Source organism: Acinetobacter sp. ACNIH1 (assembly GCF_002934695.1).
In the GTDB taxonomy this organism is placed as follows: domain Bacteria; phylum Pseudomonadota; class Gammaproteobacteria; order Pseudomonadales; family Moraxellaceae; genus Acinetobacter; species Acinetobacter variabilis.
Genome location: NZ_CP026420.1, coordinates 701,401 through 718,018, shown reverse-complemented (window position 1 = coordinate 718,018; position 16,618 = coordinate 701,401). Strand labels below are relative to the sequence as shown.

The following is a 16,618-nucleotide window of genomic DNA, read 5'->3' as shown; positions in this document are numbered from 1 at the left end:
AGTATGAAAAATTATCAGAAACCACCGTTTCAGAAGAAAGCAATTGCAATTGGGTTTACGCTAGGAATCCATACAGTTGCTTTGGTGGGCCTGCTTTTTCTGGGCATGAGTAAGCCACCTGAACCGCCAAAACAGATTAAAACGGTCTTAATTAAACCTGAAGACCTCAAGCCAGTGACTCGTGAAGAAACTGAGTTCGAAGAAACTGCACATGAAAATATTGCAGAAGAAATTACCCAAACTGCTGAACCGAGTGTAGAGCCTGCGCCTATGGTTCCAACGGCAGCTGCACCGGCACCTCCGGCACCGCAGCCTGCACCAGCACCCCCACAGATCGATATTCAAAAAGCTCAGCAAGAAGCAAAAGCAGCAGAGCTTGCTCAAGCCAAGGCTGCCCAACAAGCAGCCGAAGCTGCAAAACGTGCTGAAGCCGCCGAACAGGCAAAACAGGCTGCTGCTAAAGCCAAAGCAGAGGCTACACAAAAATCTAAGGCTGAAGCTGAAGCAGCGCGTAAGGCCGAAGTAGAAGCACAGCGTAAAGCCGATGCTGCACAAAAAGCCAAACTTGAAGCGCAGAAAAAGGCTGATTTAGCCGCCAAGCAAAAAGCCGAGGCTCAAGCCAAGGCAAAAGCGGATGCTGCGGCAAAAGCCAAGGCAGATACCGAAGCTAAACGTAAAGCGGATGCGGCTGCAAAGGCTAAAGCAGAGGCGGATGCTAAACATAAAGCTGATGCGGCTGCGAAGGCCAAAGCAGAGGCTGAAGCTAAACGTAAAGCTGAAGCGGCAGCGAAGGCTAAAGCAGATGCCGAAGCTAAACGTAAAGCTGATGCGGCTGCGAAGGCCAAAGCGGATGCTGATGCCAAGCATAAAGCTGATGCCGCTGCAAAAGCTAAAGCAGAGGCTGAAGCTAAACGTAAAGCTGATGCGGCTGCGAAGGCCAAAGCGGATGCTGATGCCAAGCATAAAGCTGATGCCGCTGCAAAAGCTAAAGCAGAGGCTGAAGCTAAACGTAAAGCTGATGCGGCTGCGAAGGCCAAAGCGGATGCTGATGCCAAGCATAAAGCTGATGCCGCTGCAAAAGCTAAAGCAGAGGCGGATGCTAAACATAAAGCTGATGCGGCTGCGAAGGCCAAAGCAGAGGCTGAAGCTAAACGTAAAGCTGAAGCGGCAGCGAAGGCTAAAGCAGATGCCGAAGCTAAACGTAAAGCTGATGCGGCTGCGAAGGCCAAAGCGGATGCTGATGCCAAGCATAAAGCTGATGCCGCTGCAAAAGCTAAAGCAGAGGCTGAAGCTAAACGTAAAGCTGATGCGGCTGCGAAGGCCAAAGCGGATGCTGATGCCAAGCATAAAGCTGATGCCGCTGCAAAAGCTAAAGCAGAGGCTGAAGCTAAACGTAAAGCTGATGCGGCTGCGAAGGCCAAAGCGGATGCTGATGCCAAGCATAAAGCTGATGCCGCTGCAAAAGCTAAAGCAGAGGCGGATGCTAAACATAAAGCTGACGCTGCGGCAAAGGCTAAAGCAGATGCAGATGCGAAAGCCAAGGCAGAAGCTGATGCCAAAGCCTCTGCAGCCAAACAGGCTGCTGAAGAAGCTGCACAGAAAAAAGCGGAATCTAAACGAATTGCCTCTACTGCAAAACGTGATTTCGAAAATAAAATCAGACGTGCATGGGATACCCCAGTGGGCTCTTCAGGCCAGAAAGCGACTGCTCGGGTCACTTTAAGCGATAGTGGTTCTGTGGTTTCTGTGGTGGTGAGTGCCAGTGATCCAGATATGAAAGCCAGTGTAGAAGCGGCAGTACGTGCTGCTGCACCTTATCCAATGCCTTCAGATCCGGATGCACGCCGTGAAGCACGAAGTTTTACTTCAACCTTTACAGCTCATTAATAAGAAACAGCCATAATAAAGAAAAAGTGTTATGGCTGTTTTTTTGAGTTAAACTTCAATTGAAACAGATTAAATAATAATCACGCTCCATAGTGATATAACAGTTTGATGATAAATTCGTGGTCTATTTCGCATAAATCCATGCGATGATGTAGCCCAATCACTTATAAATAACTCCGTTGATTTGAGTAAATAACGAATGATGGAAAAGACACGTAAACACCTACTCTGCCTTGCAATCATGACCACTTTGGGTGCCGTCACTGCGACCCAGTCTCAGGCCCAACTGCATCTGGAAATTACCAAAGCTCCTGAAGCTGCCCCTAAAATTGCCATTGTGCCTTTTAGCCAGGATCAGAGTATTTATCCGGTGGTGGAAAATGACTTGAATCGTTCTGGAAAATTTGCCAGTGCCTCGAAGAATTTACCTGCTACAGCACAACTGAATTCGCCAAATGCTGAAGCATGGGCAGCTGCAGGCGTACCTTATGTGGTGACCGGTTCATCCAAGACCAATCCGGATGGTTCTTATAGCATTCAGTATCAATTGTATGATGTCGAAAAACGTCAATACTTATTGAATGAGTTGCTGACTGTTCCTGCTTCACGTACCCGTCACGCAGCCCATATGATCAGTGATGCGATCTATCAGGCATTAACCGGTATTCCAGGAGATTTCACTGGCCGTATTGCTTACGTCTTACGTAACCCGGCAACGCCTGAGCAGCGTTATACCTTGCAGATTGCCGATACGGATGGTGAACAGCCAAAGACTATTTTGACTTCGCGTGATCCAATCCTGTCACCTGCCTGGACACCGGATGCCAAAAAAATTGCATATGTATCTTTTGAAACCAAACGTCCGGCCATCTATGTACAGGATTTGGCAACTGGTCAACGTGAAAAGCTGGCCAGCTTCCGTGGTTTAAACGGTGCGCCAAGCTTCTCTCCAGATGGCAAGAGCATGCTGTTCACTGCGTCTATGCACGGCAACCCAGAAATCTATCAGATGAATCTGGAAACACGCCAGTTAAAACGCATGACCAACGATAGCGCAATTGATACAGAAGCACGTTATGCGCCGGATGGAAAATCATTTATCTTTACTTCAGATCGTGGCGGCTCTCCGCAGATTTACCGCTATGATTTTAATAATGAAAGTACCAAACGTCTGACTTTCCGTGGCGCATTTAATGCCCGTGCAACCTTAAGTGCAGATGGTAAGAAACTTGCATTGGTTCATCGTCCAAGTGGCAGTAACTATAAAGTGGCTGTACAGGATATTAGCTCAGGTGTGACCAATATCCTGACGCCAACCAGCCTGGATGAATCACCTAGCTTCTCACCAAATGGTCAGATGGTGGTCTATGCCACTCGCGAAGGTAACCGTGGATTGTTATCCATCATGTCTCTTGATGGTCGGTTCCGCATGAATTTACCAAGTGAAACAGGTGAAGTCCGCGAACCTGCTTGGGCACCAAAATAATAGTTCAATATTTATAAATGCTTTACCCCATAATCAACCTTCATGGAGATGAAGAATGAACAAAGTAAAATTATTTGCACTTCCTTTGCTTGCAGCCGCAGTCGTAATGACTGGTTGTGCCAGCCGTAAACCAGCAGCTGAAGTTCAAACTGGCAACCTGGATACGAGTGGCACCACCACTGTAAGCACTGAAGGTCTAAGTGAAGATGCAGCTTTAAGCGCTCAAAATATGGCTGGTGCATCTGCTAAAGGTGTAACTGCGGAAAATAAGGCTTATTTAGCTAAACGTGTAGTTCACTTTGACTATGACAGCAGTGAACTGAGCAATGACGATATCCGTACTCTACAAGCACATGCCCAGTTCCTGATGGCAAATGCAAACTCTCGTGTAGCTTTAACAGGTCATACAGATGAACGCGGTACACGTGAATACAACATGGCACTTGGTGAGCGTCGTGCCAAAGCAGTAGAAAGTTTCTTGATCACTTCTGGTGTAAATGCAGGCCAACTTGAAGCAGTGAGCTATGGTAAAGAAATGCCAGTTAATCCTGGTCATGATGAAAGTGCATGGAAAGAAAACCGCCGTGTAGAAATCAACTACGAAGCTGTTCCACCACTACTAAAATAAGTGATCATTTAAATAATGCTGTCTTGTCCTGAAATAGATTGACAGTATTCCACTTCAAACCGAGTTAAGCAATTAGCTCGGTTTTAGTTTGCTCATACGTCTGATTCGGGGTGTTCATATTTAAACTTAAATGTGGTCTATAGCAATTATAAATCATGATAGATTCCGCAATTAAGTGATCTAACTCTTTCATGGTTTGACATCGTGTAGTTAAAAACTCCTGCTTTAATATTCCATTAATCCGCTCTGCTAATGCATTCTGGTAACAGTCTCCTCCATCTGTCATAGAAGGACATACCCCATAATGGCGTAATGCCGATTGATATAGTTCAGAGCAATACTGAGAGCCTCTGTCTGAATGGTGAATCATCCTGGCTGCCCGATCTGTCACATGCTGCATCGCCATATGTAGTGCCTGCACAACATTCTCTGCACGCATATCATTCGATAACTTATAACCTTTAATCTGGCGGGTATAAGCATCTGTCACCAAGGATAAATAATGTACGCCTTCAGCACTCTCAACATAGGTAATATCACTGACAAAGACTTCATTGGCTTGCACCGCTGAATAATCCTTTAATAAATTTGGATGCTTCTTCATCCAATGCTTGCTATCCGTAGTTTTTGTATAACGACGCTTGGGGCGAATCAATAAATTATTTTCTTTCAATATTTTAAATAACTGATCCCGTCCACACTTTAAACCACGCTGCAACAATTTGCCTTTAATAAGCCAATACAGCTTACGTGTTCCGATACTTGGCATGAGACAGCGATACTCCATAACCAACTCGAGTATTTGTTCTGTTACTTGTGCAGTCATTTGAGCACGTTTTTCTGCTTGATAATAAGCTTGTCGAGTGATTCCTAACCACTGACAATAACGTGAAACGCTTAGTCTTCTTTGGCTTTGCCAATCTTTGAAACGTGCTCGGTATACTTTTTTCCAAGATCAGTCCCACACTCTTTATCAATGTGATAAATCACATCCTGTATAAATTCAGTTTTGAGCTTTTCTGCGGCTAACTGTTTTTCTAATTGGCGGATTCGTTGTTGGGGTGTCAATTGGCGTTTAGAAGAAGTCGGCATATTCGAAGTCCAATCCTGTTGTCCGTGCTTGCGTAACCATACCAGCACAGTTGATCTTCCTTGAATACCATATTTTGCCTGAGCTTGTTTATAAGTAATTTGCCCTTTTTCTACTTCATGTACCACCATCATTTTAAAGGCGAAGCTATAATCACGTTGTGTGCGCTTAACTCGTTGTTCTCGTGCATGTTCCATAAAATAAGTCTCTTAAGGTGTAAACTTATTTCAGGACGGGACATGCATCATTAATAAAAAAGCACTCAATTGAGTGCTTTTTTATTAGGAAGATATTTGGAAGATCCAAGAATAAAATTACTCTTTGCCTTCAACTTCTTCGGCAGTTTGCATGGATTCAATCATGTCATGTTTATTGAATTTTTTATATTCAGGTTTTGCTTCGTAATCCTTCCACGCTTCTTTCATCTTGTCTTCAGAAATTTCATCGAGATTAATCGCTTCGCTCGGCGTTGGAGTCGCATCAAACTTTAATGTTGTCATCTCTGTGCTCCTATGATCATTTTTTCCTTTGATTCAACATAGCACTTTCCACAGGAGTTGCAAGGGCAAAATCACAACAAATAATTCAGTTTAATTGTCCTTTTCGAACGTTCTCATCTAAAATATAGCCGTATATCGTTTTGATCTTTTTCCCCCGATTATAAGTCTTGGAGTTTTTCCCTTATGTCATACCGCACCTTATCCCAATTTCTACAACAACAAAGCGGGAACCTCACACCTGAACTTGCTCAAGTAATTGAAACAGTTGGAAATACCTGCAAGCGTATTGACCAACTCCTGCAAAAAGGTGCTCTAGCGGGTGTATTAGGTAGTGCTCAGCATGAAAATGTTCAAGGCGAAGAGCAAAAGAAACTGGATGTGATTTCCAATGATTATCTGATTGATGCATTAAAAGTACATCCACATGTAGGCGGTTTAGCTTCTGAAGAACTGGATGAATTCACTTCAGCTCAGGAAAATGGTCAATATCTAGTATTGTTCGATCCACTTGATGGCTCAAGTAATATTGATATCAACATGTGTGTGGGTACCATTTTTTCGATTCTTCCTGCAAAAAATAGTGTAACCCAGGCAGAAGACTTCATGCAGGCTGGTGTCAATCAGGTTGCTGCTGGTTATGTCCTGTATGGCCCATCAACCATGATGGCACTTACTGTGGGTGCTGGTGTGGTATTCTTCACTTTCGATCCTGAAATTCAAGAGTTTCTGCTGACTTCTGAAGCGATTCAGGTGGCTGCTGATACTAAAGAATATGCAATCAATGCATCGAATCAGCGTCACTGGGAAGCGCCTGTACAGCGTTATATCGATGAATTGCTGGCAGGTAAAACAGGTCCTCGCGCCAAAGATTTCAATATGCGCTGGGTTGCTTGTATGGTCGGCGATATTCACCGTATTCTGTGCCGTAGCGGGATCTTCATGTACCCATACGACTTAAAAGACCCAACTAAAGCAGGTCGTTTACGTTTAATGTATGAAGCCAATCCAATGAGTATGCTAATGGAACAGGCTGGCGGTGCATCAACGACTGGTCGTGTCCGCATTCTTGAAATCGAACCTACAAATCTGCATCAACGTGTTCCTGTCATCATTGGCTCAAAAAATGAAGTTGAGCTTGTGACCAGCTACCACCACTAATTTTTAAACGGCAGTTGATCCTTGATTGACTGCCGTGGACTTTCTTCTTATGCCAACCATCTTCCTTGAATCCAAAGACAATCCTAAAATCAAACACTTACGCGGTTTAATTGAACAGAATTCTTATCGAAAAAAACAAGGACAGACTGTGCTTGAAGGCACGCACCTGTGTCTTGCATGGTTACATGAAAACAAGAAAATCAATTCGATCTTCGCGACTGAACATGCTTTAGAGCATCCTGATTTCGACATTATTTTAAACAAATATACTGGTGTGGTCTTTGTCATTGGTGAATCGCTTTATAAAGACCTGAGTACCTTAGGCACTTCAATTGCCTGTATGGCGATTGTGGATATTCCAAGCTCAAGCCAGGCACTTGATTTTACGGCTGACACCCTGATCCTTGAAAATGTGCAGGATCCCGGCAATGTCGGTACCCTGCTACGTTCAGCAGCGGCTGCCGGTATTGATCAGGTCATTTGTACCAAGGGTTCAGCATCTCTTTGGTCACCACGGGTATTACGTGCAGGTATGGGCGCACATTTTTCTTTGCAAACTTTTGAAAATATTGCACTAGAAGACCTTTTACCGCAATTCAAGATTCCGGTATATGTCACCAGCTCACATCGTTCTAGCAGCCTGTATAGCAAGGACTTGCGTAAAGCCTGCGTCTGGATTCTGGGCAATGAAGGTCAAGGTGTATCTGACTATGCCCTGCAACATGCCGAAGCGGTGACTATTCCACAGCCAGGTGGACAGGAATCCCTGAATGTTGCGATTGCAGGCTCTATCTGTTTCTTTGAGATGGTACGTCAACGTATCTAATACGGTATTTAGGTTACATTGTTTTAATTCCAGTCAGTGTATTTATAAAATAGATTACACTACAAAAATAATAAGTTTTATTGTCAACCAAATCGTTATTCCCAACGTTATATGCACATGAACTTGGGAATAATGGTGGGTATCCAATGACAGGATTTTCCATCTCTATGGATTTAGCACCGAAACCGTTGCAGTCACAAGATGCGAGTATTCTAAAGAGTACGGCTGAGTCTCGCCTGAAAAATTTCATGCAGGACGTGACTGGGCGTGCTTTGGTGATGATGGAAAGTGCGACTCAAGGACAACATGGAATCGCAATGGATCTGGTTCAGGAAGCTTTTATTTCTTTGCATAAATCTTATGCAGAGAAAAGCACTGAAGAGTGGTATCCCCTGTTCTATACGATTCTGAATAACAAATTACAGGATTGGCGTCGTAAAGAAGCACGTCGCAACCAGCCATTTTCCTTTTTCAAAAAAGTCAGCCTCGATGATGACGAAGTTGAATTTGACAATCTGGTAGATGAATCTACGCCCTCACCTTTAGAATTTCTGGATCAGGCAGTAACTGCTGAAGAAATTCAGGAGGCGATTGCCAAATTACCTGTGCGTCAGCAGCAAGCATTTATGCTCAGAGCCTGGGAAGGCTTTGATACTCAAACTACAGCGCAAATTATGAACTGTACAGAAGGCAGTGTGAAAACCCATTATCACCGTGCTATTCAAGGTCTACGTGCCTCTCTAGCACACTTAAATCCATATCTGGGAGGATCATCCGAATGAAGCAAGATGATTTCTTAAAGCAAGTAACTTCCAAACTTGATGGACTGGCACAGCACCACAAAGATAAACCGGTGGTGATGAATCATGTGCTGGAGCATATTCAGGACGCACAACATTCACGCTTTGCATTTCTAAAAATGTCTGGCTTTGCTCTGGCTGCTGCGATTGCTGGCGTGGTAGTGCTACCGAATATTGTCAGCCATAACGAACCTCAGACTCAGGCAGTATCTACCCCCAAACTCTCCCCACAGATGCTTGAAGATCTGGAAATGTTAATGGTTTTAGGTGAGGACAAAGTTCCACATGGCAGCTAAAAGATTAGCAATTGCATTTTGTGCATTCAGCTTCCTGCAAACCAGCTTTGCGGGATTTGAACGTTTTTGGATTTTTTCCAAAGATGCCAATACGCAGGTCAATGAAACCTGGGATACCCTTTCTGACTCCGAACAACTGGCATTAATCAAACGTTATCAGTCCTTAAAAGAAATACCTGAACAGCAACGTATTAATTTACAACAACGCATGGACTGGTTCACTCAGCTTCCTGAAGCTGAAAAGCAGCGTATGCGTGAAACCTGGCAAATGATGAGCAGTCAGGAACGTAAGGAGTTAGGTGCGCGGATGCAAAAAGCAACGCCAGAAGAACGACTGGCGATCCGTGAAGAATACATCCAGAAATACCAGCAACTCACTCAACCTAAAACTCATTGATTTTAGTTAATTAATTAAAAAAGCCTCCATCTGGAGGCTTTTTTTCATACTGCAATTATTTTCTAACTCGGCGATATCCTGCCAGACCTAATAATCCGAACAATCCCCAAATTCCAAATGAACCACCACCACTTGATGATGTATTGGTATTTTTAGCCGTATTTTTTAAGTTAATTCTAGCTGTATCTGACATCAACTCATCCGCATCAAAAACATGATACTGCATATCATAATCTGACTGACTAAAAGTATTTTTCACACTAAAGGTTAATTTTCCACCATAACAGGTTTCTCCTGCAAAATTCCCTGGGCATGGTCCTTCTCGCTCTGCAGAAAGGTTTACTCCAGCAGGAAGCTTGACAATACGAATTGGAATCTCACGACCATCTTTATCACGATAGAAAGCAGCCTTGCCATTCATCCGTGGACCATCACCGTCATCGCTGTCATTCTCTAAGGGATTCACAGTTACGGTCAGATTGTTTTCTGCGCTAATTCTATATTCGTCATTTTTTACAATCGCTTTAATATTTACAAATGCGCCCTGCAAAATACCTGTACTGCTGGCACCTGTCTGCTTGTCTTTAATTGTATAACGGCAATACTCCGTATCCGAGAGACTGGTTACTTTGCCATCAGTACGATACATCATGATACGGTTTAAATCAGGCTTCCATTCACATTTTAAATTTGGGTCATTAGGCGCACCTTGAACAATTAATGAACTGCCTGATCCAGATAAAGACCCTACACCTAAAGATTGCACTGTAATTTCATAATTTTGTGAATTTAATGCTTTAGCTTGTACTTGAGTATTATTTAAAGTTTCTTGAGGCATGACCAAACTAAATGGATTAACGTATATGGCACGATATTTCTGGTATTGCTTGGTATATTTTAAAAGATCCTCATATTCTTTTAGCTCTTCCTTTAAGCCCTGTATTTCTTCAGTTTTTGTATTCTTATCTGCCAGAATAGAATTAATATCATCAATATTATCCTGATAATAATCCAGCAACTCTGTTAAAGAACTATTTTTTAGACCAGAAATATCTGCTGCAGTTAAGTTCCGGATTTCGATCGACCCAATTTCACAAGAATTTTTTGCATCCGGATTAAATAACAATGTTGCCTTAGTTAACCGCTCAATTCCACGCTGATCAATTTCTTCACAACTTTCTGTACCAATATTGACCAGATCTGTATTCGATTGTCGATCAATAGGATAATACATCCCTAAATAACGGTTATTTACAGAAGGTTCGATATAAGCAGTTAACAGATCAGTGATCTGATTACTGGATACATCAATATTCGTTGAAACACTATTTTCTGCCAATTCAGGTAACACACAGCGCGAGGAACCACTTGTATGGATCGCATTATAAGCAGTAAATAAATCTACATCCTGTTCTTTACTTGGGTTTCCACCATTCAAGGCATATTCACAAGACAAGCCCTGGTTAAAGGCCAACACGTTATAAGCCAGACTCGAATTACCAGTATTGTCATAAAAGATGGTAGAGCGAGCAGTATTTTCGACAATCGTGTTATTAATGGCACTAAAAGTGAAGAAAGAACTTAATGGACGGCTGATTTCATTGGCCATTCGGAAAATATGACCTGTGGCACTGGTCGTATTTTTTGCAATTGTAGAGTTACTAATATCAGCTTTGGCATAACCACAAAAGTCCAGAATACTGGCCGTATCAGTAGAACCATTTTTGACAATGCTGCTTGCACTAATTTCTAGCTTGGTCTCTGTACTGCCCAAATTCCCCACACAATCCATGGCCAAAACACTGCCATATGTAGCTGCTTTATTCTGATGAATTAAGGAATCCTGAATCCTGATAATTTTTTCATTATTCATTGCCACTGCATAAATTGCTCCCCCTTCTGCAGCCGCTCGTGAATTTACAATTTCACTATTCACGAGGCTTAGAGGACCGGCGACATAAAATGTTCCACCATTACCTTTATCCAGACTAGTTTTTGCAGCATAACCATCTTTCAGGATGATACCATTTACCACCATGCTGGCTTGGCTAGCGACCGTATTAAATAAGCGGGTTTTCCCTTGGCCTGAAATGGTGGTTGTTAAAGCCTCACGTATTGGATATAAAAAGGTAATAGGACTTCTTTGAGTATAATTGAAGGGTGATTTTCCCAAAATATTGACATGGGATTCAACAATAATTTCACTATTGAGTTTGTATTCCCCAGCTTCGAGTTGGATGACATCTGGAGCGGAACCGTCATTACGCAATGTACGGCCAACATTACACCCTCCATAGGATTTATCCAGCTTGGCCGTCTTAATAGCTTCACGCAGGGAACACGCACTGGTATTTTCCCCATCCTCGTCAGCAAATGTAGTGACATATATGGTTTTATCTTCGGCTGCCATTAAACTCATGGCAGATAAAATCATGGCTGCAAGCAGTCCTTTTTTATAATTTTTCATGATTTTTCCTTAATCTTTTAATCTGCGACGTAGGCCGATCAACCCTATCAAGCCCATTAAGCCAGCGATTCCCCATGCCCCACCAGAGGTTTTCACAGACTTGTCTTTCATTTCATTTTTGGGTTCCTGTACAATCTGGGTACTTAAAACCAGATACGGTTTAGACTTATTAAATCGTGTAGATGAAGTAACTACCTGAATTTCAAAAATGTCAGCACCATGCCATTGTGAATCTGGGGTATAAACCACATTCCCATCAATATCAATGACTGTTTTGCCCTTGGAAACAGTTTTGGTTTGGATAACCTGTAAGCAGCCATCTTGCCAAGGCTCACCCTTTGGATTCTCTCCAATAATATTATTGCATTGTTCTTTAGGGATTAAATCACTATCTCCTAAAGCAGATTCAATTGAAAACTTTGCAGTCTCTCCTTTTAGAAGATCCTGTCCAACCAGACTGGTAGATGTTGGAACTGTAATTTCAATCGCACCACGATCACAAAATAAGTTATCCAGTAAACGGTCTACACCGCGTTGGTCTGCCGCCTCACAGCTTACTGAAGGATTGCTGCTATTGTAGCTAGTCCCTCTATTTACAATCGGTGAATCACTGACCTGATTATAATTCAACAGGATACGAGGACGTAGATAGCCCAAGAACTGATCTTTAGGAACGCTATAAGGACATAGAATAGCATCATTATTTTGTTTTAAATTTAGACAGACACCTTCACTTTGATCTGAAGCCTCTGCAAACAAGCGAGTACCTGTCCAGATCTGGTTTGGATACGCAGCATCACCTGTACCACAAGATGCTGTCACTAGATTATTGTGAATCGTACTTTTATCCGTAGTTTCAATCTGACAATCCTGCGTACCATTTCTTAAAATAATACTATTCGCCACATAGGCTTTACCATTCGGGGCATTCATACGTAGTGCTGTACCCGTATTATCCACTATTGTCAGGTTATTGATTCCCACCCCATCAATCACATTGATCAGTGCTCCCTTATTTTTTAACAGGGTACTGCTTAGGACTTCAGCATTAATGGATTGAATATCGGCAGGATTATCGACTTGGCCCGCTGTATAAATATTGCTAGTATTATTATTAAGCGTCTGGTTATTCTTTAAAACGCTTTGATAGACCAGAAAGTATGGAAGCTGGCTATAGAGTATGCCACCCTGTTGCGCCTGATTATTTTCAATCAGGCTGGTTTTTATTTCGGCAAAAGCAATCAGATTCTGGCCAAATTTCCCCACATTATAAATGGCACCACCTTGACTCGCAGCCCCCTTGTATAAGCGGCTGTAATCAATTATCAATTTACCTTTATTATGAATTAGGCCACCTTGTTCGGCACAGCTGCTTTTACCGCAACCTTCAAGGTCGAGTTCTTTTAAATTGACTTGAATCAACTCTTCATCATTGCTAATACGAAAGAGATTATCTGTCCCTTTCATTTGAATATGAGCGTTATATAACCCCATTACCTTATCGGTACTACTAAATTCACCATCTACTTCTGCAATAGATTTAATCGTTACTGATTTCTTGATCGGGATATGCTTATTCAGTACATAGGTCGTTTTTTCTTTTAAGATAATGGTGCCAATAGCATTTTCGCCACCACAGCCCATATAACCTTCTTTAGCCAGGCCACGATTCACATATTCAACAGCTTCTCGAAGTGAACATTCCTTGTCATCTTTTTCAATGTCTTCTGTGGTAGTTACAATAATTTCTGCACTATATGCCTGCCCCGCCATACATAGCAAAGCCATGCCTATGCTCTTCTTGAGCATACCCTTCTCCTTAATTTTTTATTTCTTTCTTTTTCTTCTAAAGTTGCATCTTCCTTGCAACAGCGAATTATTTTGCCTTACTTTCGCATAGACTGAGTAATTACTCAAGATGTTTTATAATTTAACGATATTCATCAATTAATGCATAAATCTGCCGCAGGTTAGCATTGCTGACTTTCAGCTTTTCGCCTTTAAGTAATTGAATAATCTGTTCTAATGTTTGCAAAAGTACGGAAGTTTGATGTGGTCCGTGATTCAGCAAATAATCAAAAATCTGTGGGTCAAGATGAATACCACGTCGGTCCAATACCGAGGATACCAAGGCAAATCGGTCAGCATAAAGACTGCCATTTGGGACACGAACACTGACTGCCTGCGTGAGTCGGGACTGCAAATCAGGCAATTCAAGTTTTAATTCAATGGGCGCAAAACGGGAAGAAAATACCAACTGACCACCGCCTTCATCATTATAATTAATCAAGTGAAAAACGGCGCGTTGCCAGTGTGGAACCCCACTAATGGCTTCAATATCATCCAGTGCGATCAAGTCAAACTGGTCCAGTGAAGTAATCGCTTCAGTGGGTGCATCCAGAAGTTCCAGCAAAGACACCTGTATAGCGGTTTTGCCGATTTCCAGATAAGAATCACAAATGGCAGAGAGTAAGTGACTTTTCCCTGTTCCAGCTCCACCATACACATAAAAGCGGCTGATTAGGCCTGCATGCAGCTGTCGGACTGCGTCAATTACATGACCCCATCCCGGGCCCGAAAAATCACTAATTCGGGCATCGAGTTGAGGTTCTATATCTAGCTGCAATTGACGCATATGATTCTGATGGCCTTATGAGTCTTTATGAAGAGGTACATCCATCTTACTTGATTTCTCTCCCTCTTGCAGTGGTTTTGCTTCTGACTTTTTCATTTCAATATCAACATCTAAGTCTGAAGTTTCTACGCTTATGGAACCTGTAGCCGGATCATTCATAACGACTGCCTGATTGCCATAAAATGATGTGCATTCATAATATTCACGTGCATGTCTCAGCAGAACCACAATTACCGCTGCAACTGGTAGAGCAATCAGCATTCCCAGGAAGCCAGCCAGTTGTGCGCCCGCCAATACCGCAAAAACCACAGCAACTGGAGATAAACCTATTTTATCGCCGAGCAGGAATGGCTGTAATACATAGCCTTCTACTGCCTGACCGACCATAAATACGATACCCACCAGAACCAGTTGCCACCAGTCAATCCCGAATTGCAGAAAGGTCGCAATGACAGCTGCAATAATCCCGACCGCAAATCCCAGATAAGGAATAATACTGGCCAGACCTGCCACCATGCCAATAATCAGACCAACTTCAAGACCAATCAATTGCAAACCAATCGCATAAACGATCCCCAGCAGAATCATTACCAGAAATTGTCCTTTCACAAAGGCCCCAAGTACACTGTGACATTCACCGACGATTCTTAATGTACTTTGTTCATAAGGACGTGGAATCAGGCGACGTAAGCTTTCCAGCATACGATCCCAATCCAGCAGGAAATAGAATGCAATAATTGGAATCAGGACAATCGTACCGCCAATCTGCAGAAAGTTAATTCCAGATTGTGCAAGGCGTAGCAGGAAGGCCTGAATGCTGTCGGCACTATAATTGGTTTGCACATAGTCCATGACCACATCAGAAATCTGTGTGGTATCAATTTCCATTTCAACGACATTGAAGGTATTCGACAGCCACGGCAAAAAGGTTGAATTAATCCAGCCAATGACCGCAGGTATATTGTCACGCGCATAAATCAGCTGCTGCCAGATCAGCGGGACCAGATACCAGATCGCCAGAATCATAACGATCCCGATTCCAGTAAAAACGATACTAATAGAGAGCCAACGTGGCAGACCGATATCGTGCAGTTTATCTACCAGCGGGCTGAACAGATAAGCCATTAAAAACGCTGCAACAAATGGAATTACAACGGGTTTTAGTAAATATAGAATCCACAACAACAAAGCTATCCCAGCTAGGATAAACACGCGACGCAATGTGCGATCTACCATAAAGTTTCGCCTTCTCTCTATTAATCGTTATAAAAAGTAAAATATTTTAATAAAGATAGCATTTTAGGGCATAAATACCATAAGAGTTTTGCATATTCAGGTTATAATCCCCCGCGCGAATGCGGAGACTTCATTATGAGCAACTCAACTTCTACCCCAAACACTGGTTTAAGCTACAAAGATGCAGGTGTCGATATTGAAGCGGGAGACGCGTTAGTCGACCGAATCAAGTCCGTCGCTAAGCGTACTAAACGTCCTGAAGTAATGGGCGGATTAGGCGGTTTCGGCGCCCTTTGTAAAATCCCTAAAGGTTATGAAGAACCTGTTCTCGTATCAGGCACAGATGGTGTTGGTACAAAATTACGTCTGGCACTGAATTTGAACCGTCATGACACCATTGGTCAAGATCTGGTTGCAATGTGTGTGAACGACCTTCTCGTTTGTGGTGCTGAACCACTCTTCTTCCTGGACTATTATGCGACTGGTCACCTAAATGTGGACGTGGCTGCAAATGTCGTAACAGGAATCGGTGCTGGCTGTGAACTTGCTGGCTGTGCACTGGTTGGTGGTGAAACTGCTGAAATGCCAGGCATGTACGAAGGTGAAGATTACGATCTTGCAGGCTTCTGTGTCGGTGTAGTTGAGCAAAGCAAAATTATTGATGGCTCTAAAGTAAAAGCGGGTGATGTACTCATTGGTGTTGCATCTTCGGGTGCACATTCAAACGGTTATTCTTTGCTTCGTAAAATTCTTGAAGTTAAAAATGTTGACCTGAATCAAATCGTTGATGGTCGTCCACTTGCTGATGTTGCAATGGAGCCAACACGCATTTATGTAAAATCGATTCTTGAACTGCTAAAACAGGTTGATGTACATGCAATGGCACACATCACTGGTGGCGGTTTACCAGGCAACCTGCCTCGCGTATTACCAAACGGTGCTCAAGCAGTCGTAAATGAATCTTCTTGGGAGTGGCCTGAGCTGTTCAAACTTCTTCAAAGTGAAGGCGGTGTAGAGCAGTTCGAAATGTATCGTACCTTTAACTGTGGCATAGGTATGGTTCTTGTTGTTGATGCAGCAGAAGCAGACAAAACTGTAGAGTTACTCAACGGTTTGGGCGAGAAAGCATGGGCAATGGGTCACATTGCAGATAATGCCGAGTCTGTAGAAGGCGCTGACGAAAAAATCCGTGTGATCTTCGCGTAATTTCGC

At 42.8% G+C, this 16,618-nt stretch carries 15 protein-coding genes; 9 read left to right on the top strand and 6 right to left on the bottom strand.

The window, feature by feature from the left end:
• The first annotated feature begins 3 nt into the window (after window positions 1-3).
• The 3 genes from tolA to pal all read left to right on the top strand — a co-directional run bounded on the left by tolA (window position 4) and on the right by pal (window position 4,001).
• Window positions 4-1,887, top strand: a complete 1,884-nt coding sequence (gene tolA, locus C3F22_RS03580) for a cell envelope integrity protein TolA (protein ID WP_104425886.1) — start codon at window positions 4-6, stop codon at window positions 1,885-1,887.
• 202 nt (window positions 1,888-2,089) lie between these two features.
• A complete protein-coding gene (gene tolB, locus C3F22_RS03575; RefSeq protein WP_171064822.1) occupies window positions 2,090-3,373 on the top strand; it encodes a Tol-Pal system beta propeller repeat protein TolB in 1,284 nt (427 codons plus the stop codon).
• A gap of 55 nt (window positions 3,374-3,428) precedes the next feature.
• Entirely contained in the window at window positions 3,429-4,001 is a 573-nt protein-coding gene (gene pal / locus C3F22_RS03570) for a peptidoglycan-associated lipoprotein Pal (RefSeq protein WP_004784608.1), read from the top strand.
• 64 nt (window positions 4,002-4,065) lie between these two features.
• Here the strand turns inward: pal and C3F22_RS03565 are convergent.
• Both C3F22_RS03565 and C3F22_RS03560 read right to left on the bottom strand, forming a co-directional pair.
• A protein-coding gene (locus tag C3F22_RS03565; protein WP_104425744.1) for an IS3 family transposase occupies window positions 4,066-5,288 on the bottom strand; the annotation gives its coding sequence in 2 pieces (ribosomal slippage) (window positions 4,066-4,952 and window positions 4,952-5,288; 1,224 coding nt in all).
• Window positions 5,289-5,405: 117 nt separating this feature from the next.
• Entirely contained in the window at window positions 5,406-5,591 is a 186-nt protein-coding gene (locus C3F22_RS03560; RefSeq protein ID WP_004784609.1) for an NF038105 family protein, read from the bottom strand.
• A gap of 183 nt (window positions 5,592-5,774) precedes the next feature.
• Between C3F22_RS03560 and C3F22_RS03555 the strand changes: the two genes are divergently transcribed.
• The 5 genes from C3F22_RS03555 (at window position 5,775) to C3F22_RS03535 (ending at window position 9,068) form a co-directional block, all read left to right on the top strand.
• Window positions 5,775-6,749: a class 1 fructose-bisphosphatase gene (locus tag C3F22_RS03555; protein ID WP_005236696.1), complete on the top strand. Its 975-nt coding sequence runs from the start codon at window positions 5,775-5,777 to the stop codon at window positions 6,747-6,749.
• A gap of 49 nt (window positions 6,750-6,798) precedes the next feature.
• Window positions 6,799-7,575, top strand: coding sequence for a TrmH family RNA methyltransferase (locus C3F22_RS03550; RefSeq protein ID WP_004784613.1), 777 nt, complete (start codon window positions 6,799-6,801; stop codon window positions 7,573-7,575).
• Between the two features lie 167 nt (window positions 7,576-7,742).
• Window positions 7,743-8,357, top strand: coding sequence for an RNA polymerase sigma factor (locus C3F22_RS03545; protein ID WP_004784615.1), 615 nt, complete (start codon window positions 7,743-7,745; stop codon window positions 8,355-8,357).
• Complete coding sequence (locus tag C3F22_RS03540) at window positions 8,354-8,671, top strand: hypothetical protein (protein ID WP_004784617.1); 318 nt, start codon at window positions 8,354-8,356, stop codon at window positions 8,669-8,671. Before C3F22_RS03545 ends, C3F22_RS03540 begins: the two co-directional genes overlap by 4 nt.
• A complete protein-coding gene (locus C3F22_RS03535; RefSeq protein ID WP_004784619.1) occupies window positions 8,661-9,068 on the top strand; it encodes a DUF3106 domain-containing protein in 408 nt (135 codons plus the stop codon). The genes C3F22_RS03540 and C3F22_RS03535 overlap by 11 nt, the downstream gene beginning before the upstream one ends.
• Before the next feature lie 55 nt (window positions 9,069-9,123).
• Here C3F22_RS03535 and C3F22_RS03530 read toward each other — a convergent pair whose 3' ends face one another.
• The 4 genes from C3F22_RS03530 to cxpE all read right to left on the bottom strand — a co-directional run bounded on the left by C3F22_RS03530 (window position 9,124) and on the right by cxpE (window position 15,406).
• Entirely contained in the window at window positions 9,124-11,535 is a 2,412-nt protein-coding gene (locus C3F22_RS03530; protein WP_104425885.1) for a CSLREA domain-containing protein, read from the bottom strand.
• 9 nt (window positions 11,536-11,544) lie between these two features.
• Window positions 11,545-13,344 (bottom strand): rhombotarget A, encoded by a 1,800-nt coding sequence (gene rbtA, locus C3F22_RS03525; protein ID WP_004784622.1) that lies wholly within the window; start codon window positions 13,342-13,344, stop codon window positions 11,545-11,547.
• A gap of 121 nt (window positions 13,345-13,465) precedes the next feature.
• On the bottom strand, window positions 13,466-14,170 hold the full coding sequence (gene hda / locus C3F22_RS03520) for a DnaA regulatory inactivator Hda (RefSeq protein ID WP_004784623.1): 705 nt from the start codon (window positions 14,168-14,170) through the stop codon (window positions 13,466-13,468).
• A gap of 15 nt (window positions 14,171-14,185) precedes the next feature.
• Window positions 14,186-15,406 carry a chloramphenicol efflux transporter CxpE gene (cxpE, locus tag C3F22_RS03515; RefSeq protein WP_004784626.1) on the bottom strand — a complete coding sequence of 407 codons (1,221 nt, stop codon included), beginning with the start codon at window positions 15,404-15,406 and terminating at the stop codon, window positions 14,186-14,188.
• A 135-nt stretch (window positions 15,407-15,541) separates the two neighbouring features.
• Between cxpE and purM the strand changes: the two genes are divergently transcribed.
• The gene (purM, locus tag C3F22_RS03510) at window positions 15,542-16,612 is read left to right on the top strand and encodes a phosphoribosylformylglycinamidine cyclo-ligase (RefSeq protein WP_005236701.1); all 1,071 of its coding nucleotides are present in this window, start codon (window positions 15,542-15,544) and stop codon (window positions 16,610-16,612) included.
• Window positions 16,613-16,618 lie beyond the last annotated feature (6 nt).

Coding starts and splice junctions, on each gene's coding strand:
- tolA (WP_104425886.1), top strand. CDS start 4: ATGAAAAATTATCAGAAACCACCGTTTCAGAAGAAAGCAATTGCAATT.
- tolB (WP_171064822.1), top strand. CDS start 2,090: ATGGAAAAGACACGTAAACACCTACTCTGCCTTGCAATCATGACCACT.
- pal (WP_004784608.1), top strand. CDS start 3,429: ATGAACAAAGTAAAATTATTTGCACTTCCTTTGCTTGCAGCCGCAGTC.
- C3F22_RS03560 (WP_004784609.1), bottom strand. CDS start 5,591: ATGACAACATTAAAGTTTGATGCGACTCCAACGCCGAGCGAAGCGATT.
- C3F22_RS03555 (WP_005236696.1), top strand. CDS start 5,775: ATGTCATACCGCACCTTATCCCAATTTCTACAACAACAAAGCGGGAAC.
- C3F22_RS03550 (WP_004784613.1), top strand. CDS start 6,799: ATGCCAACCATCTTCCTTGAATCCAAAGACAATCCTAAAATCAAACAC.
- C3F22_RS03545 (WP_004784615.1), top strand. CDS start 7,743: ATGGATTTAGCACCGAAACCGTTGCAGTCACAAGATGCGAGTATTCTA.
- C3F22_RS03540 (WP_004784617.1), top strand. CDS start 8,354: ATGAAGCAAGATGATTTCTTAAAGCAAGTAACTTCCAAACTTGATGGA.
- C3F22_RS03535 (WP_004784619.1), top strand. CDS start 8,661: ATGGCAGCTAAAAGATTAGCAATTGCATTTTGTGCATTCAGCTTCCTG.
- C3F22_RS03530 (WP_104425885.1), bottom strand. CDS start 11,535: ATGAAAAATTATAAAAAAGGACTGCTTGCAGCCATGATTTTATCTGCC.
- rbtA (WP_004784622.1), bottom strand. CDS start 13,344: ATGCTCAAGAAGAGCATAGGCATGGCTTTGCTATGTATGGCGGGGCAG.
- hda (WP_004784623.1), bottom strand. CDS start 14,170: ATGCGTCAATTGCAGCTAGATATAGAACCTCAACTCGATGCCCGAATT.
- cxpE (WP_004784626.1), bottom strand. CDS start 15,406: ATGGTAGATCGCACATTGCGTCGCGTGTTTATCCTAGCTGGGATAGCT.
- purM (WP_005236701.1), top strand. CDS start 15,542: ATGAGCAACTCAACTTCTACCCCAAACACTGGTTTAAGCTACAAAGAT.